20 protein-coding genes and 2 pseudogenes are annotated in these 23,481 nt (G+C 59.7%); 5 read left to right on the forward strand and 17 right to left on the reverse strand.

The genetic code is table 11. The features are described 5' to 3' along the window. Positions 1–298: 298 nt before the first annotated feature. From ABLE71_RS25465 to ABLE71_RS25480, 4 genes and pseudogenes are all read left to right on the forward strand, one after another. A pseudogene (locus ABLE71_RS25465) lies at positions 299–3,730 on the forward strand (CHAT domain-containing tetratricopeptide repeat protein); the annotation flags it as partial. A 264-nt stretch (positions 3,731–3,994) separates the two neighbouring features. Then, positions 3,995–4,525: pseudogene (locus ABLE71_RS25470) on the forward strand (hypothetical protein); the annotation flags it as partial. 346 nt (positions 4,526–4,871) lie between these two features. Next, positions 4,872–5,390, forward strand: coding sequence for an OmpA family protein (locus ABLE71_RS25475; protein WP_348786288.1), 519 nt, complete (start codon positions 4,872–4,874; stop codon positions 5,388–5,390). A 553-nt stretch (positions 5,391–5,943) separates the two neighbouring features. After that, positions 5,944–6,351 carry a hypothetical protein gene (locus tag ABLE71_RS25480; protein ID WP_348786289.1) on the forward strand — a complete coding sequence of 136 codons (408 nt, stop codon included), beginning with the start codon at positions 5,944–5,946 and terminating at the stop codon, positions 6,349–6,351. 518 nt (positions 6,352–6,869) lie between these two features. On the opposite strand, the gene ABLE71_RS25485 is transcribed toward ABLE71_RS25480, so the two are convergent. The 6 genes from ABLE71_RS25485 to ABLE71_RS25510 form a co-directional block, all read right to left on the reverse strand. After that, positions 6,870–7,418 (reverse strand): hypothetical protein, encoded by a 549-nt coding sequence (locus tag ABLE71_RS25485; protein WP_348786290.1) that lies wholly within the window; start codon positions 7,416–7,418, stop codon positions 6,870–6,872. Positions 7,419–8,251: 833 nt separating this feature from the next. Then, positions 8,252–9,190, reverse strand: a complete 939-nt coding sequence (locus tag ABLE71_RS25490) for a hypothetical protein (protein ID WP_348786291.1) — start codon at positions 9,188–9,190, stop codon at positions 8,252–8,254. A 795-nt stretch (positions 9,191–9,985) separates the two neighbouring features. Continuing rightward, positions 9,986–10,666: a recombinase family protein gene (locus tag ABLE71_RS25495; protein WP_348786292.1), complete on the reverse strand. Its 681-nt coding sequence runs from the start codon at positions 10,664–10,666 to the stop codon at positions 9,986–9,988. Between the two features lie 146 nt (positions 10,667–10,812). Further along, positions 10,813–12,120: an MFS transporter gene (locus tag ABLE71_RS25500; RefSeq protein WP_348786293.1), complete on the reverse strand. Its 1,308-nt coding sequence runs from the start codon at positions 12,118–12,120 to the stop codon at positions 10,813–10,815. Then, entirely contained in the window at positions 12,117–12,851 is a 735-nt protein-coding gene (locus ABLE71_RS25505; RefSeq protein WP_348786294.1) for an MBL fold metallo-hydrolase, read from the reverse strand. Before ABLE71_RS25505 ends, ABLE71_RS25500 begins: the two co-directional genes overlap by 4 nt. Beyond that, entirely contained in the window at positions 12,848–13,549 is a 702-nt protein-coding gene (locus tag ABLE71_RS25510) for a metalloregulator ArsR/SmtB family transcription factor (protein ID WP_348786295.1), read from the reverse strand. Before ABLE71_RS25510 ends, ABLE71_RS25505 begins: the two co-directional genes overlap by 4 nt. 207 nt (positions 13,550–13,756) lie before the next feature. Between ABLE71_RS25510 and ABLE71_RS25515 the strand changes: the two genes are divergently transcribed. After that, entirely contained in the window at positions 13,757–14,233 is a 477-nt protein-coding gene (locus tag ABLE71_RS25515) for a rhodanese-like domain-containing protein (RefSeq protein WP_348786296.1), read from the forward strand. A gap of 194 nt (positions 14,234–14,427) precedes the next feature. On the opposite strand, the gene ABLE71_RS25520 is transcribed toward ABLE71_RS25515, so the two are convergent. The 11 genes from ABLE71_RS25520 to ABLE71_RS25570 all read right to left on the reverse strand — a co-directional run bounded on the left by ABLE71_RS25520 (position 14,428) and on the right by ABLE71_RS25570 (position 23,473). After that, entirely contained in the window at positions 14,428–15,702 is a 1,275-nt protein-coding gene (locus tag ABLE71_RS25520) for a phage terminase large subunit (RefSeq protein WP_348786297.1), read from the reverse strand. A 14-nt stretch (positions 15,703–15,716) separates the two neighbouring features. Then, positions 15,717–16,118, reverse strand: a complete 402-nt coding sequence (locus tag ABLE71_RS25525) for a hypothetical protein (protein ID WP_348786298.1) — start codon at positions 16,116–16,118, stop codon at positions 15,717–15,719. A gap of 351 nt (positions 16,119–16,469) precedes the next feature. Then, the gene (locus ABLE71_RS25530; protein ID WP_348786299.1) at positions 16,470–16,781 is read right to left on the reverse strand and encodes a hypothetical protein; all 312 of its coding nucleotides are present in this window, start codon (positions 16,779–16,781) and stop codon (positions 16,470–16,472) included. Continuing rightward, the gene (locus ABLE71_RS25535) at positions 16,778–18,013 is read right to left on the reverse strand and encodes a site-specific DNA-methyltransferase (RefSeq protein ID WP_348786300.1); all 1,236 of its coding nucleotides are present in this window, start codon (positions 18,011–18,013) and stop codon (positions 16,778–16,780) included. The genes ABLE71_RS25530 and ABLE71_RS25535 overlap by 4 nt, the downstream gene beginning before the upstream one ends. A gap of 55 nt (positions 18,014–18,068) precedes the next feature. Then, positions 18,069–18,536 carry a phage terminase small subunit P27 family gene (locus ABLE71_RS25540; protein ID WP_348786301.1) on the reverse strand — a complete coding sequence of 156 codons (468 nt, stop codon included), beginning with the start codon at positions 18,534–18,536 and terminating at the stop codon, positions 18,069–18,071. A gap of 371 nt (positions 18,537–18,907) precedes the next feature. After that, entirely contained in the window at positions 18,908–19,864 is a 957-nt protein-coding gene (locus ABLE71_RS25545) for a toprim domain-containing protein (RefSeq protein ID WP_348786302.1), read from the reverse strand. Continuing rightward, positions 19,854–21,335 (reverse strand): DEAD/DEAH box helicase, encoded by a 1,482-nt coding sequence (locus ABLE71_RS25550; protein ID WP_348786303.1) that lies wholly within the window; start codon positions 21,333–21,335, stop codon positions 19,854–19,856. The genes ABLE71_RS25545 and ABLE71_RS25550 overlap by 11 nt, the downstream gene beginning before the upstream one ends. After that, complete coding sequence (locus tag ABLE71_RS25555; RefSeq protein ID WP_348786304.1) at positions 21,332–21,856, reverse strand: helix-turn-helix domain-containing protein; 525 nt, start codon at positions 21,854–21,856, stop codon at positions 21,332–21,334. The genes ABLE71_RS25550 and ABLE71_RS25555 overlap by 4 nt, the downstream gene beginning before the upstream one ends. Then, entirely contained in the window at positions 21,853–22,719 is an 867-nt protein-coding gene (locus tag ABLE71_RS25560) for a ParB N-terminal domain-containing protein (RefSeq protein ID WP_348786305.1), read from the reverse strand. The genes ABLE71_RS25555 and ABLE71_RS25560 overlap by 4 nt, the downstream gene beginning before the upstream one ends. Beyond that, positions 22,716–23,279: a hypothetical protein gene (locus tag ABLE71_RS25565; RefSeq protein ID WP_348786306.1), complete on the reverse strand. Its 564-nt coding sequence runs from the start codon at positions 23,277–23,279 to the stop codon at positions 22,716–22,718. Before ABLE71_RS25565 ends, ABLE71_RS25560 begins: the two co-directional genes overlap by 4 nt. After that, the gene (locus ABLE71_RS25570) at positions 23,279–23,473 is read right to left on the reverse strand and encodes a DNA-binding protein (protein WP_348786307.1); all 195 of its coding nucleotides are present in this window, start codon (positions 23,471–23,473) and stop codon (positions 23,279–23,281) included. The genes ABLE71_RS25565 and ABLE71_RS25570 overlap by 1 nt, the downstream gene beginning before the upstream one ends. Between the last annotated feature and the right edge of the window lie 8 nt (positions 23,474–23,481).

Here is a 23,481-nt window from a genome sequence, read left to right on the forward strand (position 1 = left end):
TGCGGAAGCCATGAGCGAGATGGAGATATTCAACCTCCTTGGCACGAAGGTTAGGTCTCTAGGCTCTGCGTCTGACGCGGTCGCAAATGAGGCAGATCTAGTGGGAACGCCTGGTTGGCTAGAGGATGAGGCCGATATCATTCAACAAGCAACCTCAAAAGAAGTTGGCGGTCTTTGGAGAGAGGCCTTATCGCAAGCGCAGTTGGGACAGCGCGCGGAAGCCAAACTACTCATGGATAAAGCACTTGCTTTACAGGTCCAGGATAAAGGCGATCAGGATCGAGGCACGCTCCATCTGATGTGGGCGATAGTTCCAACTCTGGATCCGGTAGACGCCGCTCAGCTTCTCAAACGCCTTCTCGCTTTGCAGGAAAAGGTGCTCGGCGATGACCATCCGGATACACTCCGCACGCTTATCAGGTTGGCAAACAACTTCCGAGGGACCGGTCGGAAAGGAGACGCTGAACCGCTACTCTTGCGAGCTCTGGCTGTTCAAGAGCGCATGATCAATGTAGGTCACAAGGAAACTACCGAAGCTCTTAATTCGCGAGCCGACACGCTTGTGTCCCTGGCTGATGTCTATCGGAGCCAGCGCCGTTACACCGATGCGCAGCGCATTTTTTTGCGCGCAGTTGCTTTGCAAGAACGTTTGCCTGGTCACGATTATTCTAATTATTATGCCGTGCGGGAGCTGGCGGATATGTATGTGGAGCAGGGCCGCTTCGCGGAAGCCGAAGAGCTGTATTTGCGATGGTTAGCCGCTGTTGAAACGGATGGCCCCGCTCCACTTGGTCTCTATTCCCTACTTATAAAGGTCTATAGGCAACAAGGCCAGGATCTCAAGGTGGAGCGTTTGGTGGAGCGGGCGCTAGCCGCAAAGGAAAAAGCCTCGGGCATAGATCACCCGGACACGCTCGAGTTCTCGAAGCAATTGGCAAATCACGTGGATCTGCGGCTCGCGGAACGTCTTCGTTCCCGCGCGCTTGCCAGATTAGAGCAGCAGAAGGGCAAGGATCATCCTGACACGCTGGTGGCTGTCAGCGAACTTGCCAACAACTATCACACATTGGGTCGCCTTGCAGATGCCGAAAGGCTATACGCGCGCGTTTTTGAAACCAGGGCACGTGTCCTAGGCCCTGATGATCGACAGACGCTCGCTTCAGGGGTGAGCCTTGGCATCGTCCATTATGGATTGGGCCGCTTTGCCGATGCAGAGCTTGTGCTGTCGCGAACGCTGGCCGGTTGGGAACGTTTGGCCGGCGCAAGCGCCAAGGAGACGTTTGACACAGCCTTCCAGCTGGATCGCGTCTACAAGGCGCGGGGGCAGAAACCCGTGGCCCAGGAACAACTGCTGGAGCGCGCGGTTGGCCAACTACCCAATGGGCCGGTTGAAGACGACCGGACGATAGAGGCCCTCAAAAGGTTAGCTTGGGCGTATCGATGGATGAACCGTCATGACGATGCGGCACGATTGTATGCGCGCGTGCTCGACGCGACGGAGCAGATGGAAGGTGAACACCATACATCGACGCTCTCCGCTGCGGACAATTTAGCGGAAATGTACCTTAAACTTGGCAAACTGGAAGAAGCGGAGCGCCTTCAACTGCGGGTGTTGGCAGGGCGCGAGCGGGAAGATGGCGCGGATGATTCTATAACACTATTTACTGTCACGAATCTTGCAGACATATACAGTCGCCAAGGTCGATATGCGGAGGCCGAACAACTTTATATGCGTGTAATGCAAGCTAGAGAGCGTACTGATGGTATTGATGGTTCGCTGACTCTCACTGCGGTAAACGATATTGCTGATTTCTACAGAGAGAGAGGAGCCTACAGAGATGCTGAGAAACTTTATTTGAGACTGATTGAATCAAACGAAAAATTATTTGGAGAGACTCACAGAAACACATTAATATACGTAAACAAGTTAGCTAAGCTCTATTCGAAAACAGGCAGAAATAAGGATGCTGAGACTTTCTACCTGCGCTTGCTTGATGCGCGTGCGACAACACTCGGCGCCCAGCATCCCGATACGCTCGAAACAACTAACACTTTAGCGATCGCCTACAGAATGAAAGAGAATCGCCATGCCGAGGCGGCAGCGCTTTGGCAACGTTCGTTCGAAGCACTGCCCAACTATTTCGGCGGTGGCTCGGCGAAGACGGATACAGCGGGTGATGTTCTGGTGCCGATCGACCTTGCGCGGTATTTCTCTTCCGTTTCCAAAAGCGGCCTTTCTGCGACTGAGCAAGCGCGCATGAGCTTCGAGGGTCAGGGGTGGTGGAAATTCGGCCGGCTAGACACAGCTCTGAACGACCTGGGCGCCAGGCTTTCCGTCGGAAATGGCGGCGTCGCCACCGCGCTGCGGGACTTGCAGGACGCCCGCGACCAACTAGTTGGGTTGCGCGACGCTTTCACGAAGTCCTTCGAGGATACGAGGCAGGGCGAGGCTTTGCGAGAAGGGCTTTCGGGTGACTTGAAGGCTGCGGAGAACAAGTTCAACGAATTGCGGGAGCGTGTCGAACGGGAATTGCCGACGCTGGCTGAACTGACTTTGCCCCAAGCGCTTAAGGCTGACGAGGCACAGTTGCTGCTTGCACCGGGGGAGGCGTTGGTCGCCTTTGCCGTGGTAGAGCGCAAACTCTACGCATGGCTTGTGACCCGCGATCGAGTCGAATGGACTCGGGTGCCCTATAATTCCGGCGATCAGATAGATCGGCTGGTCTCCGACCTTCGCGTCACACTCGACCTTACGGGGGATGGTCGCCAATCACCTGTCGAGCCCCGCTGCGCGATTACCAGCGACGTGCCTGGCCTGGAAGGGTTTCCCTTCGATTCTTGCAAGGCCAAGGAGCTTTACGATCTAGTCCTGGGCGGGTTCGACCTTTCCGGTGTAGACCATCTGATCGTCGTGCCGGACGGATCGCTGGAGACCATTCCATTCTCAGTGCTGGTGACCGGCTTCAGGGAGAACGGCAGTCCGAAATGGCTCATCGAGGACCGTGCCGTCTCCATGTTGCCCACAACATCGAGCCTGCGAGCACTTCGCCAGAATGGAGCCCTTGGCGGCAAAGGAGAGGCGACGGGACAAAAGCCTTATCTCGGCATTGCCCCGGTCACTTTTGGCAAACAGGGATCTGCCTCACCGCTGCGCGCTACCCTCAATGATCTGCCGGGCACTGCCAGCGAGGTCCGGTTCCTTTCCGGCTTGCTTGGCGGTGGTGAGAACGGGTACATCATTGGAAGCCATGCTACCGAAGCCTTCGTCAAGAGTGCCGTCCTGTCAGACTACCGCGTTCTGAGCTTTGCTACCCATGCGCTGCTGTCGCAGGAAGCCAGGGAGCTTACAGAGGGCAGCATCGGAGAGCCGGCATTGGTGCTTGCCGCCAGCGATGGCGAAGACGGGATGCTTACCGCAAGTGAAGCCGCGGCACTGCGCCTAGACGCCGAATGGGTGCTTCTGTCTGCATGTAACACCGCGAGCGGCAACGGTAAGAATGCGGACGGGCTGTCGGGTCTCGCGCGCGCATTCTTCTTTGCCGGAGCGCGAGCACTTCTGGTGTCGCACTGGTCTATCGATGACGAAGCCGCGTCGGAACTGATGATCGAGACGATCCGGCGCAACGCGGACGACAGCAGACTGGGCAAAGCGCACGCGCTTCGCCAGGCAATGCTGACCGTCATGAACAGGAAATCCGGCTGGCGCCATCCCTTCTTCTGGGCACCGTTCTCAATTGCCGGGGTAGACGCCTTGGAAGGGAAGACAGTCCTTTCCGTCGCCTTGCCAGAGGTTGCGCCCCGATCGCCGATCGGTGAGGCGGGTAGCGGAGCGGTCGGCGAACACGCCGGTGCTGGAGCGATTACTGATTTCCTGAAGGGCAGGGATGACGGCGATCTCACCCCCGCGCCAAAAGAAAACTCCGAAATTGCTGCCACTCCTGTCGATATTCCGAAGTCCGCAACGCCGTCGGCGCCACCTACCCAGCAGACGGTTATTTTCTATGAGGAACGCACCGATACGTCGGAAGGTTCAGCCGCGCCCGGCTCGGTCGCTTGGTCGTTAGTTCAGGAGGCTCCTGGCAAAAGCTTGCCGCTCGAACCGGCAATCCGCGCCGAGGCTGTTATCCCCGGCAAGGACCTGCAGTTGCGCATGACCATCAAGCGCAATGTCGATCATTCGCTGCCTGCCAGCCACACTATTGAGATGATCTTTTTGGCGCCCGAGAATTTTCCCGGCGGTGGCATCGACAACATTCTGCGTGTGGCGTTGAAGGACTCCGAGCCGAAACCAGGCACCCCCCTTAGCGGCATCCCCGGCAAGGTGGCCGACGGCTTCTTCCTCGTGGCGTTGAACGACAGCCAAGCGGAGATGGAGGCCAACCTGACGCTTCTGCGCCAGGGCTGGATCGATATTCCGGTCGTCTACAAGTCCGGGCGCCGGGCACTGTTCACCATGGAAAAGGGTATTCAAGGCGACCGAGTGTTTGACGATGCGTTGAAGGCCTGGGCCGCAGAGAGTGCAGGTCTGGCCACCGCTTCAGGACAGACAGACTCGCAACAGATGATCGGACCGGCCGATTCAGTCCCTCGACCGTCTCCATCTGAAAGCGATGTCGGCGGATGGGGCATGCAAATTGCGTCCGAAACTTCCATGGAGGATGCGAATGCCACTTATTGGGACCTCGCACGTCAATACGGCGTTATACTTGACGGCCGCGGGGTCAGGTTTGACAAGGCTGAGATCGACACAAATTGGGTCGAATATCGCGTCCGCATTCCAACATCGAGCAAAGATGAAGCGCTTGAGCTTTGCAACCGCTATCACGATGCCGGCGGAAACTGCTTCGTTGCAAGGTAAGAGGTTAGAGGAAATGGCGATGCGCTTTCTGTTGGGCATGATGCTTATCCTGTCTTGCCTCACGCACGTTAGAGCCCAAGAGGAACCGATCTCCGAAGTTACTGTCAATATGCTGGTAAAGCGGCTAGCACCGTCGGGGATCAAGCTTCGAGGCGCGCGGGGCATTACCGTCGAGGCCAGAGAAGGACAGGAAGCTCGCATCGATCTTGCTGTCGGATTCGCCTACAATTCGGCGGAGCTGACCGGAGACGCGCGCCAGATGCTTGGCACTGTTGCAGAAGCCTTAGGCGATGATGTTTTACGAAACCACCGCTTCCGCCTGGCGGGCCACACCGACGCCGTAGGTACCCAAGCCTACAACCAACAACTCTCAGAAGCGCGGGCAGAGGCTGTGCGAGCCTATCTAGTTATGGAATTGGGCATCGAGGAATGGAGATTGGAGGCTGTGGGCTTTGGAAAGACGCAGCTCTTGTTTCCCGATGCGCCCAAGGATGGACGCAACCGACGCGTCCAGATCAGCACATTGCAGTGAGTTCGACCAAAACCGTCTTAGTCATTCCATAGTGATATCGAGGGCAAAAAAAGCGGCTCGTCTTCGAGAAGTTGGCGGCCGAAGAGCCTCGGTACCAGAGAAAAGACCATGCCGAAAGCACTTGGTGATTCACGGAGGGGAAAATGAAAAATTGGTTGGCTGTCTTAGCGGCGTGCATCGTGTTCGGAACTAGCGCCATAGGCGTCCACGCTGCCGCTCAGCAAAATGGCGCCTGCGTTGGATACGCCGGCAGCACCGGCGGGTACAAATACGCAGGCGTCAAGTGTTATCTTGATCGCGCACCGGGGGATTACGTCATTCGACACACCGTCAAGGAGCGCGACGACGCAAAGGAGTATCGAAAGCTCTTAGGTCTACCCAAGCGGCCAGTGCGATGCACGCTAACCAGAGGAAGCTCGACGACGTCCGGCGGCATGCTTCATACACGCTACAAGATCGCGAATTGCTGAAAACTCGTTGCACCGTAGGTCTTCCTCGGTGCATGCCTTGTCAAATTGCGTCCGCGCTGTGCGTGGATACTAATGGATATCACATGACCTCCGAGCTCTTTCGCAAATCGAGAAAACGCGTGGTGTCAATGCGTCACGTGTTTGCCGGAGCGGTCAGCCTGACCATATCGACGACCGCAATAGCCGAGCCACTAACCGAAGCAGAATTGGTCGCTTTTAAGGAACAGGTCCAGAAGTGCTGGAACATCCCAACACTGCAGGGTATCGATCCTAAGTCGCTTAGAGTGTCGGTGCAGTTCCAGCTCGATCTGGCCGGCAACCTTAAAGGCAACCCAACGATCATATCGGGCGACGCACAAACTAGCATAGGCCGCGCTGCCGCCGAAACCGCTAGGAGAGCCGTTGTGCGCTGCGCACCCTACAAGCTTCCCAAGGAAAAATATGCGTCCTGGGCGAGTGTAATCGTCCATTTCGATCCAGCTTTGCCGTGAGAGGATAACCTCTCCGGAAATGTTACGTTATTCAAGGCGTGTCATGCGCCACACCAGGGGGAGCAACGATGAGAACGAGTGGATTTTTCGGTTCAGCTTCAAGCGCAAAACTTGGCGGATTGGCGGCTACGTCAATTCTGTTAGTATCATTGGTACAGGGTTGCGTCGCCGCCGTACCGATTATTGCTGCGGAAGGTTACCTTGCAAGTAAGAGCGCAAACAAGCAGGAAGAATACAACCTCGCTGTCGCTAAAATGAGCTGTGTCGAATTGAAGAACGAATACGAAAAAACCGATAGCAAGAATCACGGAATAATTGGAACTGTGTACCAGAATGAAGCTCGCGAGAAGGCAATATTGCGATCAGAAATGCAACGTAGATCATGCCCTCTTCCGTAGGATCATACGGTGCATGAGTGGTCGCGATCGTTATTTGATTGCCCTAAGACCTGACCTTCCTCCAGATTCCTTCAGGCCGGAGATGAAGGGTCTCTGGCACGGCTCTTACCCCCAAGAATCCTATTTCTGGCAGTTCGAGTAGCGATACACGTTGTAGGGGATGAGGAGCTCTTGGTCCGTTGGCTGAAAACCGCTCTGCAATTCAACTTTCAGTCCTTGTTCGCCCAAGCCATAGAACTCGCGGCGGAATGCTATCTGTCTAAGATGAGAGAAAACAACGTAGTGCTCTCCAGCAGGGGTTTCAAACTCCTCATAGCCAACGGAGATATCTTCCGCTCCTTTCGTTGGGAGCACGATTCCGCAGACAACAGCGCCATTTGAGCACGCAAATTCACCAGATACCGTCCATCCCAGCTTCCAGTCGCGGTACTCGGAAAAGCGGACGGTACCGCCTGCGGCACCTGTAGTGAACTCAAACCGATGCTGCGGATGATCCAGTGCCGAATAGAGTCGCTTGTTAATGGCACATTTATCAAAAGGTACTCCTTCTCTGTTCAAAAGAGCAGAGATGGTGTCATCTTGATCATTTATGATCGCCTGTGCCAGGCCTTCTGTTGCCAGAAGCGCTATTATCACGCTTGATGAAAGGATGCAGTTCGGTTTGACCATCTCGATTCCCCAATTGCACGCAGCGCGATCCAATCGGCCAGCTTCGCGTCTGCCTCGCGCTCGGCAACCACGCGGTCTTTCGTCCAACCCTTTTGGACTACGTCAGCGACTCGAGGCAGGCCGTACAGCGCATTGATGCAGCAGTGGTGGCTACACCACAGAAGGGACAAGTTATGTGCCCCGGAGGCGCAGCATTAGAATGAGCTAGCCAAAGGAAACCTATGGCTACCAGTCCGATCGGCGCGGTAGCGAGCCCCAAAATAAACCAGACGACTGGGCTCCGGCCAACGGATCGCGCTAACCAAGACGTAGCAACTGCCTGCAGTAGCCATATGACAAAAAGCAGAAATAGCTGTCCACTCATCGTTGCCCCCAATGACGATTTCAGTAGTCTACACCAGATCTCTCGCGTCCATAAAGGGCAGCTGCTGCGCGTCGGCACGTGCACGTTGCGGATGTTTGACACCTGCACCGCGGGCGGTGCAAGAAAGACTGCCGGCTGGCGTCCGTCGCGTTGCCAAGCCGAACAAATTCTGTATTCCCCTCTACGCCAGGGGATCGGCAGTGGTGGAGGTCGACGGCAAAGGCAACATGATTGAGATCGTCGCTTGGGAGGCGACTCGCTCGTGGTGGGCGTTGCGTTCGACCTTTCTGCGACCTCCTTTCAACAAGTCTTATGAGCACGGCGGAAGTCCTGGGTCGAGCCCGAGCGGATTGTGAAACGCTAGAACGGCCACTACTCCAGGGCGATCAAGACGTACGATGCTGTTGCCTTTCAGCAGACCCCCCCTCTGCGCCTGGCATTGGCGTTCCGGCCGACGCTCTCCTCCGGCCTAGCCGCCATCTTGCCCGCAACGCCTGTAGATAACCGTCTTTGGAGGTCGGCTTGGATCTGATTCCCAGAAGATTTCAAGTTGTGTGCCAACAATATGTGCAGAGAAGAAATAGGTTTCGTCCTCAACGATACCGTAGTCATAGGATAACACTATTCGATCATTTGACTCGCCGATGCTGACAATTAAGGCGTCCGTGTCACTATTGTCATAAAAGTGGCTTTGGTCAAAATATATGTAGTGGTTATCAAATTTGCGTGGCAAAGCTTTCAGGTCGGGCTCGGCAGCCAGCGCGGGACAAAGCGATAGATCCCGCACCCATATGCCAGCCAAAAGAGCTAAATGGTTCTTGGCTCCTCGTAAGCTGGTGCCTGATTTTATCCGCTTTGGCCACAGCACCTGGCCTGATGGCACGAACTCACCGTCGTTCCAAAGATAGTAGTCGCTTCGGTCTGCAACCGGATAGACAGAATTGTCGTTGCGGAAGCCTTCCTCAAATGGGTTGATCACCAACAGTCGACTGTTGGACCGAAACTTTAGCCCAAAACTGAAGATCGGTATTTGTGCAACTGGCGTTCCGGTTTCCAAGTCAAAGAGTAGACCAGTAGAGCACTCCGTGCCGCAGCCAGTCTTCAGGATCGCATATCGATCTGCGAATCGAACCTCGCGGTTATTGACTAGGGCCATGTAGCCGCGCTGGACGTCCTCGAACGTTGCGTCTGGTTGATCTGAAAAATCTCCATAGACCTTCAAAGAGACATAGCGATCCAGTTCCGGCGTGTCGTCGGGCTTCCAACTGAGCGGAGCAATGCGACCCGTCCAGGTATTGGCAGGATAGTTGTCGAAGATGTTATCGGGCCTCAGCCAGACACTTTGGACGAGAGCAACGGCAGACAGCACGACTAGGAGGAATGCAGACAACAGCAAACCTTTGCGCATCCACACCCTCCATCTGCGTTAGTTTCGCCAACCCGCAAAGGATGATATGGATGCCGATCAGATAAGTCGAGCAGGTGGCTCGCGAGCTGCGGGCTGATTGTGAGAACTGAACTCATGCCTATCGTTTGAACCGGGTTCACGGATGATGAAAGGGACACTCAAGATACCGAGCATTTTTGTGGTATTTTTTGTATATTTTGCTTTATGTACTAGCACGATCTGCTATGCACAAAGCGTCGTTTTTACAGAAAGAGGAATATATTTAGAATCTAGACCCGAATCTCACGTACTTATTGGGGAATACGTGAATCTGGAGCATTTGGGTCGGCGTTTTTCTCAGTGCGATGTGACTGCAGAATACTATGATGGAGATGAAGAGGGGGTCTCCACCAAGATCGAGTGTAACGGCGTTTCCGTCTCCGTCGAATTTGATCCAGCTGGTCGTATAGTCGGATTTCACACCTCTGATCGGGGTGCCGCTTTTGAAAACGGCGTTCGTGTCGGAGATCCTTTGGAAGATGCTTTGGGCTCAGAGGCCTTTTGTAATATTTGTCGTGAAGATCACGGCGACTTCTGTCAGAGATCGGAACTGAGTTCCGTCGTATATGATATCGAAATGCGCGCCGATTGTGGCCTTACTGAAAAGAATGTCGTCCAAGGGTGTAGAGGCACACACCTAATTCCCTCATGCGCAACGGTTAGTGGGCTAGGTGTTTGGGAGACGAACTAGCGGTGCGCCCCCGCCATTGCCAGCCGCTAATGTTTGGCTGTCCCGCATAAGTGTGTTCATCCCGTCTATAAAAGGCCGTTGCCGCGAGTGAGCACGTTTCGGACGTTAGACACCTGCCACCTGCCGCCGCGCGAGGTTCTGATGCCGCGTGCCTCCAGCGCAGCCGCAATGCCCCGCAAGCTCGTAATGCCGGCCCGCTGGATGGTGCGGATGATCGGAATGATCTCGCCGGCGAAGCGATCTGCCTGTCCCAGACTAGCCGCGCGTCCCTTTGCTGCGGCCAGCGCCGGCGACCGGTTGCCGAGCCTCGCGCCCTGTGCCTTCCGCGCAGCAAGTGCCGCCTTCGTCCGTTCCGATATCAGCTGGCGCTCCTTCTCGGCGAGTGCGGCATAAAGATGAAGCATGAACGGGTCCGCATCGGCGCCAAGCTCCGCAACGATGAAGGCGACGCGACTGGCCATCAGGCCGGAGATGAAGGCCACGTCGCGCGACAGCCGATCGAGTTTGGCGACAATCACCGGACATCGCGCCTGTCGAGCCGCAGCCAGGGCCTGGGCGAGGTGAGGGCGCCTGTCCAGCGCATCGGAGCCCTTGCCGGTCTCGACGTCGACATGCTCGCCGATCACCTGAAAGCCTTCGGCGTTGGCGAAGTGCTCCACACGCGCGCGCTGCGCCTCGATGCCGAGACCCGATCGGCCCTGCCTTTGCGTGGACACGCGATAGTAGGCGATTGCGCACTGCGACATGGAAACCTCGCTGGTGTTCAGACTGCAAACCACCGTTTGCAGTTTGCTCACAAGGGCAAGAAAGCCAAGTTCGCATGTGCGCCTAGCGCCTATTTCGGTCGTAGAAACTGCGTTTTGCGAATCCCCGAGACCAGACATTGCCCGCCTCAGGCCTGGATGCCTGGATTGCGCCAAGACCGGACGTCAACTCGAGAGCTGCGAGGGTATAGTTGGTGCAAGTTCTTCGTTAGAATTGGCTCTCCCGCATCAGTAGCGCCACGACTGTCCCTGACATGAATGTCAGTGCTGCGATCGATCCGATCGCCGAAGCGAAGCCGAAGAAGTCGGCAATGAGGCCAGCCGACAGCATAGCCGAGGTCGCGCCAGAAGCGATAGACGCTGAGCGAACGTGCCCGCCAAGAAGGGTGCGAGGCATCGGAAACTGCCGCGATCAGACTCGGATAGACCATCGCGGTGCCGATGCCGAGGAGAAGACTTGCAGCCAGCCACCAGGTGAAGTCGCGCGTGAATGCGGTGAGGAAAAGCGCGGCTGCCTGCACCCACATGCCCGCGACGATCAGGCCCTTGCGTCCCCAGCGGTCGCTAAGCGGCCCGGTCACGACCTGAAGCAGGCCCCATACGATCGGATAGGCGGCCTTCAGGATGCCTATGCGCTCGAGGCCAAGACCGTTTGCGGCGAAGAACAGCGGGAAAATGCCCCAACTCATGCCATCGTTGAGATTGTTGACCAGCCCAGCCTGAGAAGCGGCGAAGAGATTGCGGTCGCGGAACGAGGTCAGCGTGAAAATCTCGCGGAATGTCAGCGGCGAGGCTTCCTTCGTATGGTTCGCCATTTCCAGCCGCACGTGGTCGCGCGTGTCGCGCACCAGCAGGATCGACAATACTGTCCCCAGCACCGCATAGCCGACGCCCAGATAGATCGGCACAGGGCGCAGGCCGTACTGTCCCGCGAGATAGCCCGTCACGAAAGCAGTGACGCCCACGGCGAGGTAGCCGGCGAACTCGTTGAGCCCTACCGCGAGGCCGCGTCCCTTCGGGCCGACGAGGTCGATCTTCATGATCACCGTCATCGACCAGGCAAATCCCTGGCTGATGCCGAGCAGCGCATTGGCAGCGATGATCCAGCTCCAGCTCGGCGCCCAGATGATCATGAATGGCACCGGCAGTCCGCAAAGCCAGCCGAGAACAAGCACACGCTTGCACCCCCAGCGGTCAGCGAGTTGGCCCGAGACAAGGTTTGCAAGCGCCTTCACGACGCCGAAGCTGACGATGAAGGAGACGACCAGCGTAGTGGAGGCGATGCCGAACTCTTCGCTGCCGATCAGCGGCACGACGGTGCGCTCGATGCCGACCATGCCGCCGACAAATGCGTTGATCAGCACCAGGAGCGAAAATTGCCGCCAGTTTGCGCCAAGCCCAAGCTTCACCGCCGATGTGGCGGCTGCAACGGTCACTGCACCGGTATCCCGGCATTCGCCGCCCGCGTCTGTGCCGCGCCCGGCGGCGGTGGCGGAATGTCAGCGATCATGGCGGCAACGAACGCCGCCTCGTCCTCGATGCGGAAAGCCTTGTTGAACCGCCGCTCGAAGCCGATCGTCGACGTCGGCTTGCCGCTGAGCGAGCGCCCGCATACGGAGCCGGAAAACGCTCCCGGCAGGACTTCGATATGATCCGGCAATTCACTCAGACGGCGAACGCTTGCAAACAGCGCTCTTGCGCCCTCCTCGGCGCTCGATGCGAGTTCGGTCCGGCCAAGGTCGCCGACCATCAATGTGTGGCCGGTCAGAACAAACCATGGCTCGGCAGCCCGAGTCCTGTCGGTGACGAGCAGCGAGATATGTTCGGGCGTATGGCCGGGCGTGTGCATGGCGGTGACGGCAACGTTGCCGAGTTCGAGCACGTCGCCGTCTTTTACGCGTCGAAACGGAAAACCAGTGTCGGCGCCTTCGAACAGCACATATTCGGCGCCGGACGCATCCGCGAGCGCACGCCCGGCGGAAATGTGATCGGCATGGAGATGGGTATCGATGACGTAGAGAATGCGCATCCCCGTCGTGGCGGCAGCCTCGATATAGGGGGCGATATCGCCAACCGGATCGACGACAGCGGCAGACGCCTTGCCGCCGCAGCCGAAAAGGTAGGACGCCGCGACGGGATTAAAGTGAAGGAATTGCCTGAGTATCATGGGTTAGCTCCAGGAACATGCCCTTGCGAAGCCGAAACCGGAAGGCCTGCCGCCTTCCATTCCGGAAAACCTTCCGCAAGCCGTCGTGCCTTGCGACCGCTGGACTTCAGCGTCTCCACGGCCCGGTCTGCGTAGACGCAGTATGGTCCGCGGCAATAGGCGACGTACTCCTTGGTCTTCGGCAGCTTCCGAAGGCTTTCCTGCAACAGGTCGATGGGTGCGGAGATCGCGCCTTCGATGTGGCCCGCCTCATATTCGTGCGGAGGCCGGGTATCGAGGATCGTCACCTCGCCTGAGCGCGCCATACGCTGCAGATCGTCGAAATTCACGGCATCGCTGTCGGCCCTGCCGACGAAGTGTTCGGCAACAAGCCTGTCGATTTCGGCAAGACGGCGCTCCGCCACCAGCCGCATCGCGCGTGTCAGCTCAAACACCGACTGGTCCGCGAGCCGATAGTAGACGGAGGGCCCGGCCTTGCGGCTCAGCACGAGGCCAGCCTCGCGAAGCGAGATGAGATGTTGTGACGCATTCGCCAGCGAAAGACCGGTCTCCTTGGCTAGAGAGTCGACGGTCCGATCGCTCTGCGCAAGCAGTTCGAGAAACTCGATGCGAGAGGGGTTGGCGATCGCCTTGCCTATACGTGCGAACTGCCCGTAGAGCCGATTCTTAAATTCCCGGTGCTGGCGATCTTTCTTCATACTCAAGAAGTCTATTGAGTAACAGAGTATGCGTCAAATGGAGGGGGCTCGGGTGCAAAGGCGAGTGCGCGGCCAAGTCCGCCAAGGCCATCCCCATTGCAACTTGCATGGTCTGTTCGTTTCGCGACTGCAAGCGCTATGATGGAACAGGATCCGGAATGTAGCCCGAGATCCAGATCACGTTGTCACTACTGCCGGGGGGCACCGATGATGACTGTAGATGACATGCTCTTCGAAGCTCGCGCGATGCTGGCAATACGCGTCGCTCCTACGGAAGCCTATGACGAGATGGAACGAGGCGCACTGCTCGTCGATATTCGGTACCTTGAGCAACGGGTTCGCGACGGCGAGATCCCCAGGGCAGTTCACATTGCGCGCAATGAGTTTGAGTGGCGCTGTGATCCAAGCTCGGCATGGCGGCACCGGATGATCAGGAAAGGAGACTACGAGCGGCGCATAATCGTGATCTGCAACCAAGGCTACCAATCGAGTTTCGCGGCTGCGAACCTCGTGCGCATGGGTCTGAGAAACGCTACTGACGTTGAGGGCGGTATGGAGAACTGGCTCCAGAACGGCCTGCCCATCCGTCCATTTGAGCACAATAAACTGCGCAAACTCCTGCATGTGACTGCTGCACAGATCGCAAACCCGCAAAGCCGCCCGATCCATGGTCGGCCACGTTAAGTCTAGTTGGGCAACGGAGGCTTCATTGCCGCCCATTCGGACCCGCCAGTTGCGTCCGATGCTCAGCGACGGGCGCGAACCGTGCATCATGGGTCAAGATGGCGTCGTTGGCCACGTCCACCTCAGAGTGCGCTTTCGAGGCTTTGCACCGTTTAGCTGACAATCTGGAGACGGCCCTGAAACCGAACTTCTGCTTAAACAACCCACCTCATGTCTCGCATTGGAAAGACGAGTGGCCTTTTCTGCGGCTCCTCGTAGGCAACGCACATCAAGCCAAAAGCATCGGCGCCGTGTGACGACCAGTCATGGTCGGGACCAAGCCCGATGTTGCGGGCCTCATCATGCTTCTCGTGGTACCAGCCAAGAGCATCGAGACCGGGGGAGCAGGGCTCGGCATTGAACCAGATCGCCGGGAACAACCGGCGGCCGGCCTCGACCCGCTTCATGGCTGCGCCCTTGCCCTGATTGGGCACGGTGGTAACGAAGAAACCGGCCGAGCGGATGTGATCCTCGAAGCGAATTGCCGTCACCGCATCCTCCTGCGATCCATCATGCGGCAGGTAGCATTCGGCGTTGCCGTAGTCTTTCGATCGCAGCCATTCGAGATGGGCTCCCAGCGGCTGTCGCACGGCCTCGTAATAGTCGAGCACCCTGATCTCGCGTCCGACGAACTGTGCAATCCAGATCGCGGTGGCGTCCCTGACGCCAATGTCCCAGAACGCCTTGATTGGCATCAACGGATCACGCGCCAGCCTGCCGATGCGGTTTTCCTGTCGGGCGACGGTGAGCGAGGCTGCGTAGTATGCGCCGGAGAGAACGCTTGCATAGTCGCCCTCCCAGATATGGCCGTACTGGTCGGGATCGGTGCGCATGCAATCGCGGCGCTCCTGTTCGAGTTCGGCAGGCAGCCAGGGATTGTCACTCCAGTTGGCGCGCACGACCGTGGCGCCGGTTGGCAACTCCCTGCCGCGCAGCATGACATCGACGGGATCGGTCTTTCTCCTTGGGTTCCACGAGAACCACAGCTCCGAGCCCGGCGCCCGGATGGTGGGACGAAGCAGGGCGAGGGAGGTGGTCGACAGAGTTTGTGCTTCCTCGACCCAGGCACGCTTAAATCCCTCCAGCGACTTGATGGAGTCGGCGGTGTGGTCCTGCATGCCCTGGAAGGTGATCAGCCCGTCGCCAGGCGTCTCGATGACCTCGCGGAACACCCGGAAGCCGTCGGCCTCGCCCAACCGGCAGACGGCAAGTTTGTCTTCGAGCAGTCGCTTTGCCGAATCCTTGAGGCTCTTCTGGACCTCACGGATGCAGACCGATCGCAGGCCAGCCTCGGCGAGGCTGTCCTCGATCAGCAGGCCGGCAAAGAAGTGGGACTTGCCGGAGCCGCGGCCGCCATGCGCGCCCTTGTAGCGGGCGCCGGCCAGCAGCGGCTGGAAGATTTTGGCTGTTTCGATCTGAAGGACGGACAAGTCGCCAGCCGATCTCAGTCTGGCTTGCTTGGGAAGTGGGGTATCGCCCTTGGCGTCTCCCGCTCGGCGGGATCGACGATGATGCGCCTGACGACGCTGATCCTGACCGGATTGTTCTCGACGCCTCCATGTTCGTTGACGATGGTTTCCTTCCAGCCCATTCGCGTCTTTGCCCAGAAGATGGCAGCGGTAACCGACTGCGGGCCGTCGCCGGTCGCCTTCTTGAACAGGCTCTGCGCGACAGCCGAATTGGCTTTCACGTGACCAAGGTCGAGTTCGGAGCGGTAGTGCTTGCGCAACGTCTTCGGATCGATGCCGATCACCCTGGCAATGCCAAGCTCCGGAATGCCGTAACCGGCCATTGCCTCGACCTGGCGGCGCAGGGCGGGATCGGGAGTGTGGACCGGACGGGCCATGTCAGTGCTCCACGACGTTGGGTTCGGAGCGGGATGCCGCGCTACCCGACGGACCACCGCCAATTGACGGTGTTTCTTGCGACGATGCGTCAGCAGCGATCCAGGTGCCGGTCGCGCTGCGCTCGCGTGGAGCACCGCTATTTGACGGAGGTTTTTTATAAGGATGGCGTCCTGCACGGAATGGCCAGAGTGGGCACTTCACCGCCTCGCACAGCCTAACTTCCTGGATCTGGTAGCAGGTACAGTCGAGACATTTGGCGCGAATGGCAGCGAGTGGCCGCATGCGCTCGTGGCCGGCAGCTGTGCAGGCCGCGGCGGAGGGTGGCCAGATGGCGGCGAGTTCGGTCCGGTTCATGGTGTGCTCTCCCGGGAGGGTTTGCCTGTGGTGGCGAAGCGCGACCGCAGCCTTGTCTGGCGAAGAGCCTGCTCGCGAAGGCGGCAGGCTTCGACATGGAGAAAGAGCCGGCGAAGCGCATAGCTGCGGACGAGCGAGGCGCCGGTGAACAGCGCCGCGATGGCTCCATCCTGAACCAGCGTCGTGGTAATTCCGAAGACCGGGAAGATTATCTGCTGGGTGGCCAGCGCGACGAGGAAGCCGGCCACGGCGTTGATGATGGCCTCGGCCAGCGATGCTGTTCGCGACTGGGCGAGCGAAGACGTCATGACTGCGCCTCATGCGCTGCCTGCCGCTCGGCCGCTACCTCGGCAAGGCTGCGGCCATCACCTTTCAGCACAGCCGTCTCGCCGGTGAATGCCTGCCACCGCGTCACCGCGACATCGACATAGGTTGGATCGAGTTCGATGGCGTGGCAGGAGCGCCCTGTCATCTCGGCAGCTATGATCGTGGTGCCGGACCCCGAGAACGGCTCATAGATAGCCTGACCCGGCGAAGAATTGTTCTCGATCGGACGCCGCATGCACTCGACCGGCTTCTGCGTTCCGTGGCCGGTTTCGGACTTGCGATGCGGGATTGCCCAGACCGTCGTTTGCTTGCGATCGCCGTTCCAGTGGCCCTTGCCGCCCTTCCTGACCGCATACCAGCAAGGTTCGTGCTGCCAGTGATAATCACCGCGGCCGATCACCAGCCGGGTCTTGTCCCAGATGATCTGCGAGCGCACGGCAAAGCCGCTTGATTCAAGGCTGGCGGCGACGGTGGATGCGTGCAGTGCGCCATGCCAGACATAGGCGACATCGCCGGGAAACAACGCCCAGGCCGCCCGCCAGTCGGCGCAGTCGTCATTGAGCACTTTGCCTTTGGCGATCTCGCTTCCTGTGCCGAGTTTCTGGCGCCAGGCCGGATCGTAGTTCACGCCATAGGGTGGATCCGTCACCATGAGGTTCGGGCTGACTCCGGCCAGAGCCAGACTGACAGCTTCAGGATCGGTACTGTCGCCGCAGACGAGGCGGTGCTTCCCCATGACCCAGATATCGCCCGCCCGGCTCGCCGCCTCTTTCGGGGTAGCTGGCACCTCGTCCGGGTCGGTCAGCCCGACAGTGCCATGCGACATCAGTGCTGCGATCTCATCCTCGCCAAAGCCGGTGAGCGCCAGGTCGAAGCCGAGGCTCTGCAGATCGCCGAACTCCAGCGCCAGCAGTTCGTCGTCCCAGCCGGCGTTGAGGGCCAGCTTGTTGTCGGCGATAACATAGGCACGCTTCTGCGCCTCGGTGAGGCCATCAAGCTCGATGACAGGCACTTCAGCCATGCCGAGCTTCCTGGCTGCCAGCAGCCGTCCGTGGCCAGCGATGATGCCATTCTCTCCGTCGACCAGAATGGGATTGGTCCAGCCGAACTCCCGGATCGAGGCGGCGATCTCGGCAATCTGGCGATCGGAGTGGGTCCTGGCATTGCGTGCATAGGGGATCAGCTCCGACAGCGGCCGGTATTCGATCGTCAAAGGCAGGGCGCCGGACAGCGAGGAGGGGGCGCGTGATCGGCTCGGCGAGACCAAATCAGGAAAAGAATTCGTCGTCATCGTTGGAGACCTCCCAGGGTTTTGGTCCGAGGGGGCGGGTGGTGACCCTGCTGCGCGATGACGGCGACAGGCCAAGCTCGGCCGCGAACTTGTGCATCAGTTCGACCGACTTGTTGGAGATCGCCAGCCAGGGCGATGGCTGGACATAGCCGGCAGGTGTCTTCAGCAGCGTCGGCGTCTCCTTCAACCGACGCTCTGCCTCCACCCAGCGGCCGTAGCTTGCACAATAGGCGGCGAGTACCGAGCGATCGAGCCGGGTGAGAATGCCAAGCTGGTGAAGCTCATGCGCCAGCCGCTTCCACTCCGCCTTGGCGGAGGGCTGCAGATGCGCCGGGCAGGTAGGCAGGTCTGATACGGGTTTTGGCTCGCGATGGTTGAGCGGCCGTTTGCCGGGATTGCCCATCACCATCTTCAACGCCGTCGCCATCGGCTTGCGACCTCGCATCAGAACCACCCTTCAACTGCGCAGTTGGTCGAGTGATCGGCGCCCCGAATGAGCCCGACGGGAAAGCAGCAACCCCGGAATTCTGCGCCAAGCGCCGTTTGCGTCATTGCCTGGACCCCCCAGCCAAATTCGCGGATGTGTAAGAAGAGGGGCAGCACCGGTCTCAACATCGATCCCTCCAGACTTCTGACCGCCCCCCGGGGGGGGGGCATCGGCGCGGTTCATGCAGGAAGTATAACCGCTAAGCTAAGCCACTGATAGAATGACATTTACCGTCATTCCTACGCAGGCTTGCGCAACGCCACGAACCGAGGCGGTTAGAACGGGCAGAGCGTCGCATCCGTGCTGGTAACGCCAAATTCGAGATCCGTTCATGACGCCCTCTTTCGAGCTTCAAGCAGAACGTCATTCCAGTCGCTGCCTGTCCGCAAAGGCAGCTCTACGCTGACGATGAGTCCCCTGGCCTTCAAACGCCTGGCCAGGAGGTAAGCAGCGGACTGGCCGGTGAAGCTGGCATCAGTGTCGCCGAAGACGATGACCAGGCGGACCTCGTTCGGCGGGTTCCAGTCCTGCAGCAGACCGCTGGTCAGGGCGGCCCAGACAGGCACGTTGAACAGGGCCGAGGCAGACAGCGCTGTCTCGATGCCTTCGGCGATTCCGAGCGTGTCGCCGTGCGGCATCAGCCGGACGGCGCCACCCGCGGGCATTGCGCCCAGCATCTTGCGCGGCGATGGCATGTCGGCCTTGCGACCGGCAGCATCGAGATACGTCCGGTGAAGCGCGAACCCCGGTCCTTCGGCATTCGCATCATCTGCCGGTTCAAAACGGGCCAGCAACAGAGGGTGCCAGGACGGCTTCGTCCCCGGGTCGGCATAGCGCTCATCGGAAGAGAAGCGAAGGCACGCCGGGAATTGCGTGATGCCCGTGCGGTCATTCAGATATCGGCCAGCAGGATCGTCCAGCGTGATAGGGCGCGATCGGGACCACAGGGCTTTCAGTTCCTCCAGCCGGTGGCCGTCATTCGAACCGCCGCCGGTTTGAGGCTGCCGCGCCGGCGCCTCTCCCAGATGCTGCTCGATGAGTGCTGCTGTCTGCCTGAAGTCCAGCCTGTGCAGGCGCTTGACCAGTTCGATGCCGTCGCCGGGACCGCACTGGGAACAGAAGAAGCTGCCGGTGCCGGCCTTGTCGTCGAAGCGGAAGCGGTCCTTTCCGCCGCAGACCGGGCAGGGTCCGTGCCTATTGCGCAGAGCTTTCGATGGGACGCCGATGGCGGGAAGGATGCTGTGCCAGCGGCCGCGCGCACGCTCCCTGAGAGGTTCACGCAGCATTGGCCTGGCCTCCACGCTGTCTGCCCTTGGCAAAGGCGATCTGCCGCGACTTGATCCACCCGAGGAAGGTGATATCGGGCGGTACAAGACGATCGGCCAGTCCACGCGGCCAGACGCCGAACCGCTCCCTGAACTTGTGCGCGACGTAGCCCGCATTGTAACCGCGCTCTCGCTGGTAGGCCAAAAGCATCCCGTAGAAGGTCTGCTTCTGGTCGTGCGTCGGTTCGGCCTTCCTGCTCCCGCTGATGGCGACGAGTTGTCCATCGCGTTCCAGGATCGCGGATTGCCGCTCCGGTGCGAACCCGCACGACGGGCAGGCGTGCACGCCGGCCGGCTTGAGCCTAGAGCACGAGGGGCATTCCCGGGGCAGCGGCGTCGCCCTTTCTCGACCTTTCGCCCTGGCGCGGACGGATCGGCCGTTGTCTAGCGTGTCGTGGTGGATGTCGGTGGGGAAGCCCAGGCGCAGCGTGGTATCGGAATGATCGAGCACGATGCAGTCATCCTTGCCGACCGCCGTACGCAGGCCGCGGCCAATGATCTGTACGAACAGCATTTCTGATTTGGTGGGCCGTACCAGCGATATGCAGCGCACATCCCAGTCGATGCCGGTCGTCAGGCAGCCGACGTTGCAGACCACCTTGATCTGGCCATGGTGAAGCCGGCGGCCGATCGCCTGCCGCTCCTCTCGTGGCGTCTTGGCGTCGACATAGCCGGTGGGAACGCCGGCGGCCTCGAACTCCTCGGCAAGCCTACGGGCATGCGCGCGATCCACCGCAAACAGAAGCGTGGGCCGGTCCTCTCCGTGGGCCAGCCAGGTGGATACGGCGTTCGCAACCAGCGTCGGCTGGTTCATGGCAAGCGCGAGGTCGTCCTCGCGGAAGTCGCCGGCGACGGTCCTCACCTTTGACAGGTCGGGATGGCAGGGCGCAAAGACCCGGAAAGGGGACAGGAAGCCCTGCTCGATCAGATCCGGAAGTCTCGCTCCGACGATCAGATCGTCATAATCCTGCCCCAGCCCCCGCGACCACGGCGTCGCCGACAGTCCGATGAAGGGAACTTCCGCCCATTCGGGCCGGCGCATCCAATCGCTTACAAAGCGAAAGCGGAGATGTGCCTCGTCAATCAGCACCAGGTCGGCGACGGGAAGCTTGCGCCGCTGCAGCGTCTGAACCGATGCGACCTGGACGGGTTGCGCAGCATCGGTTGCAGGATGCTGGCCCTGCATCACTCCAACGCAGGAGATGCCTTGCCTGACAAACTTCTCGACGGTCTGATCGATCAGGGATATCGCCGGGACACAGAAGATCACGCGCCTGTTTCGGGCGCGAGCCGCCTCGATGATGGTGGCGGCGAGGATCGTCTTGCCAAAGCCGGTCACCGCCTGAAGCATCGGCCGCTTCCTGCCGGACTTCAGGGACTCGCGCAGCAGCGCCATGGCTTCGATCTGATGGGGATGAAGGGTGTAGCTCATGCCGCATCCTCCCTGTTCGCCGAAGCGCCGACGACTAGGGTGATAGCGGGGCGCGCCTGAGCCAAACCGTCATAGGTTGGCTTTTCCTCTTTCTGGATAGGGAGGTGTTTATCCCTCTTTATTCGTTCGCAACGGTTGCGAGTTGCAGACGCAGAATTTGCGAGTTGCAACGCGTCCATCGACCCCTTGCGGCGGAGCCACTTGAGGCCCTGCCTGGCATCGAGGATTGCGGCGCGCGTCAGCCGGAATTCCCGGTGTACCGCAAGCGAGATCATGTCCGATGTCCGCCCATTCCGGCCGAGGCTTCGGCGCCGCCGATCGATCAGGCCCAGCTGCTGCAAGATCTGCAACGACTGCCAGACGGTCCGCTGCGACAGTCCGGTGGACTGGGCGATTGTGTGCTGAGACGGCCAGGCGTTGATGCCGTCCCGCGACACGCTGGCGATCTCAGTCAGCACCGCCTTCAGCGCGCCGTTGGGCACAAGCTGGCGACGCGCCCATTTGAGTGCCGAGCTGCTCATGGCGCCACGCCCTCCATGATCTGATGGAAGACATCGATCAGATGCGACAGGCGGGTGCAGAGGGCGGCTCGCTCGCGCGGCGGACATTGGGCGATGACTGCGGCTGCGGACAGGACGCCGAGTTCATCCAGCAGGGCGATCAGAAGCTCGTGCGGGTCTGTCGCCGGCGGCGCGGCTTCCGACCCCGGAGGGACGGCCTGGGTGCGCGTCGAGACGCCGCGTTTTGGAGCCGAAGCGCGTGCGGTACGCCGTTGCGCAAGATCGCGCCGGGCCGCCGTCACCTGATCGTTCGGGGACAAGGTCTTCAGCTTGTCGAGATAGGCGCCGGTCTCGAGATGGGTCCCGCGCACGAGATCCAACACTTCCGCGATGACCCTGGCGCCGCGTTCGGCGTTGCGCCGGATTGCCCGCTCCGACTGCCCTGTCGCGATCGCCGTTTCTGCCGCAAACGAGCAACTGGCCAACTTGGCCACTTGCTCCGGCCGGCGGTCGCCGCCATGCCGGGTCTCGGGGTGCAACGCCTCGTGGATCGCCTTGCGCCGGGCCGTCTGCCGCGCCCGGTCGACGGCAGACAATTCTGACCGGCAGAGGTTCTCGTCGATCATCGCCATCTCGGCGTGGAGATCGTCGTCGACCACCTCCGTCACCAGGATTTCGGATTCGCCCAGAAGCTCAAATGCGGCCAGGCGATGGGAGCCTGCGACGAGTTCGTACTGATCGCCAACAAGCCGGACGTTGATGGGACAGCGAAGCCCGATCTCCCTAATGCTGTCGGCCAAGCTGGCGACCGCTGCTTTGTCTATGGCGCGAGCGTCGGGCCGGCGCCGAATGTCACTCAGAGATAGGTAGCGCACGACACTCATCTTCCTGCACCCTTCAAGCGCCGGGGGGAGGCCCCAAGTGATGGAGCGTGGAAAAACAGAGCAGCGCCGTCGCTCCGGATGGGCCGGCGGCGCCTCGCGATCGCCAGGTAGGAGAAGTTATTCGGGCCGATGCGTCGCTGGACAAGGTCGACCGTGGCTGCGGCCGCGGCGCTAAAAGCCTGATCTCTGAGATCGCAAAGTTGTTGGCGCTGAGGTTCGGGGAACTCCGACAGTTCGGGGTCGGCGTCGACCGCAAGATTGCCAAGGTGGTACTCAAGCGTCGAGCCCGGGGTGGCGCCCCGCACCCAGGCATCGAACTCCGGGCAGGAGACGCGCCCATTCTTCTGGTGGTCATTCATCTGAGCGGGCTCCATGCGGGCCGTCGCCCGGCCCAAACCGGGCGTAACGCGACCAGACGATGAGTGCCTTACGAACTTCTTCTCACCTACTCGCCGGCGAACAGCCGGGTATCGCCGCGCAAAGAAAATTGTTGCCACTGGCGCCTGCGTGATGCGGCGAAGAAGATAGAAGCTGTGCAGCGATGCGAGTTCGGAAGACATCAACGACGCTCCCCCACGATCCTGCGGAGCACCTTGGCTTCGAACCGCTCGATATCCTCCAGGCGGTAAACCACCCGGCCCATGATCTTCAGATAATCAGGCCCCTGTCGAAGCCATCGCCACCTTTCCAGGGTCCTCGGGCTGAGGCTCCATCGGCGCGAGAGTTCGACCTGGTTGAGGTGCTTGACCACCATGGCTCATC

This window comes from Mesorhizobium sp. KR9-304 (genome assembly GCF_040049215.1).
In the GTDB taxonomy this organism is placed as follows: domain Bacteria; phylum Pseudomonadota; class Alphaproteobacteria; order Rhizobiales; family Rhizobiaceae; genus Mesorhizobium_K.

Bases quoted from the DNA above. Each gene is read 5' to 3' on its own strand.
- ABLE71_RS25475 (WP_348786288.1), top strand. From the start codon at position 4,872: ATGGCGATGCGCTTTCTGTTGGGCATGATGCTTATCCTGTCTTGCCTC.
- ABLE71_RS25505 (WP_348786294.1), bottom strand. From the start codon at position 12,851: ATGATACTCAGGCAATTCCTTCACTTTAATCCCGTCGCGGCGTCCTAC.
- ABLE71_RS25480 (WP_348786289.1), top strand. From the start codon at position 5,944: ATGACCTCCGAGCTCTTTCGCAAATCGAGAAAACGCGTGGTGTCAATG.
- ABLE71_RS25510 (WP_348786295.1), bottom strand. From the start codon at position 13,549: ATGAAGAAAGATCGCCAGCACCGGGAATTTAAGAATCGGCTCTACGGG.
- ABLE71_RS25485 (WP_348786290.1), bottom strand. From the start codon at position 7,418: ATGGTCAAACCGAACTGCATCCTTTCATCAAGCGTGATAATAGCGCTT.
- ABLE71_RS25530 (WP_348786299.1), bottom strand. From the start codon at position 16,781: ATGACGTCTTCGCTCGCCCAGTCGCGAACAGCATCGCTGGCCGAGGCC.
- ABLE71_RS25550 (WP_348786303.1), bottom strand. From the start codon at position 21,335: ATGAGCTACACCCTTCATCCCCATCAGATCGAAGCCATGGCGCTGCTG.
- ABLE71_RS25495 (WP_348786292.1), bottom strand. From the start codon at position 10,666: ATGTCGCAGTGCGCAATCGCCTACTATCGCGTGTCCACGCAAAGGCAG.
- ABLE71_RS25540 (WP_348786301.1), bottom strand. From the start codon at position 18,536: ATGCGAGGTCGCAAGCCGATGGCGACGGCGTTGAAGATGGTGATGGGC.
- ABLE71_RS25490 (WP_348786291.1), bottom strand. From the start codon at position 9,190: ATGCGCAAAGGTTTGCTGTTGTCTGCATTCCTCCTAGTCGTGCTGTCT.
- ABLE71_RS25560 (WP_348786305.1), bottom strand. From the start codon at position 22,719: ATGAGTGTCGTGCGCTACCTATCTCTGAGTGACATTCGGCGCCGGCCC.
- ABLE71_RS25565 (WP_348786306.1), bottom strand. From the start codon at position 23,279: ATGTCTTCCGAACTCGCATCGCTGCACAGCTTCTATCTTCTTCGCCGC.
- ABLE71_RS25570 (WP_348786307.1), bottom strand. From the start codon at position 23,473: ATGGTGGTCAAGCACCTCAACCAGGTCGAACTCTCGCGCCGATGGAGC.
- ABLE71_RS25545 (WP_348786302.1), bottom strand. From the start codon at position 19,864: ATGCTGCGTGAACCTCTCAGGGAGCGTGCGCGCGGCCGCTGGCACAGC.
- ABLE71_RS25525 (WP_348786298.1), bottom strand. From the start codon at position 16,118: ATGGCCCGTCCGGTCCACACTCCCGATCCCGCCCTGCGCCGCCAGGTC.
- ABLE71_RS25555 (WP_348786304.1), bottom strand. From the start codon at position 21,856: ATGAGCAGCTCGGCACTCAAATGGGCGCGTCGCCAGCTTGTGCCCAAC.
- ABLE71_RS25515 (WP_348786296.1), top strand. From the start codon at position 13,757: ATGATGACTGTAGATGACATGCTCTTCGAAGCTCGCGCGATGCTGGCA.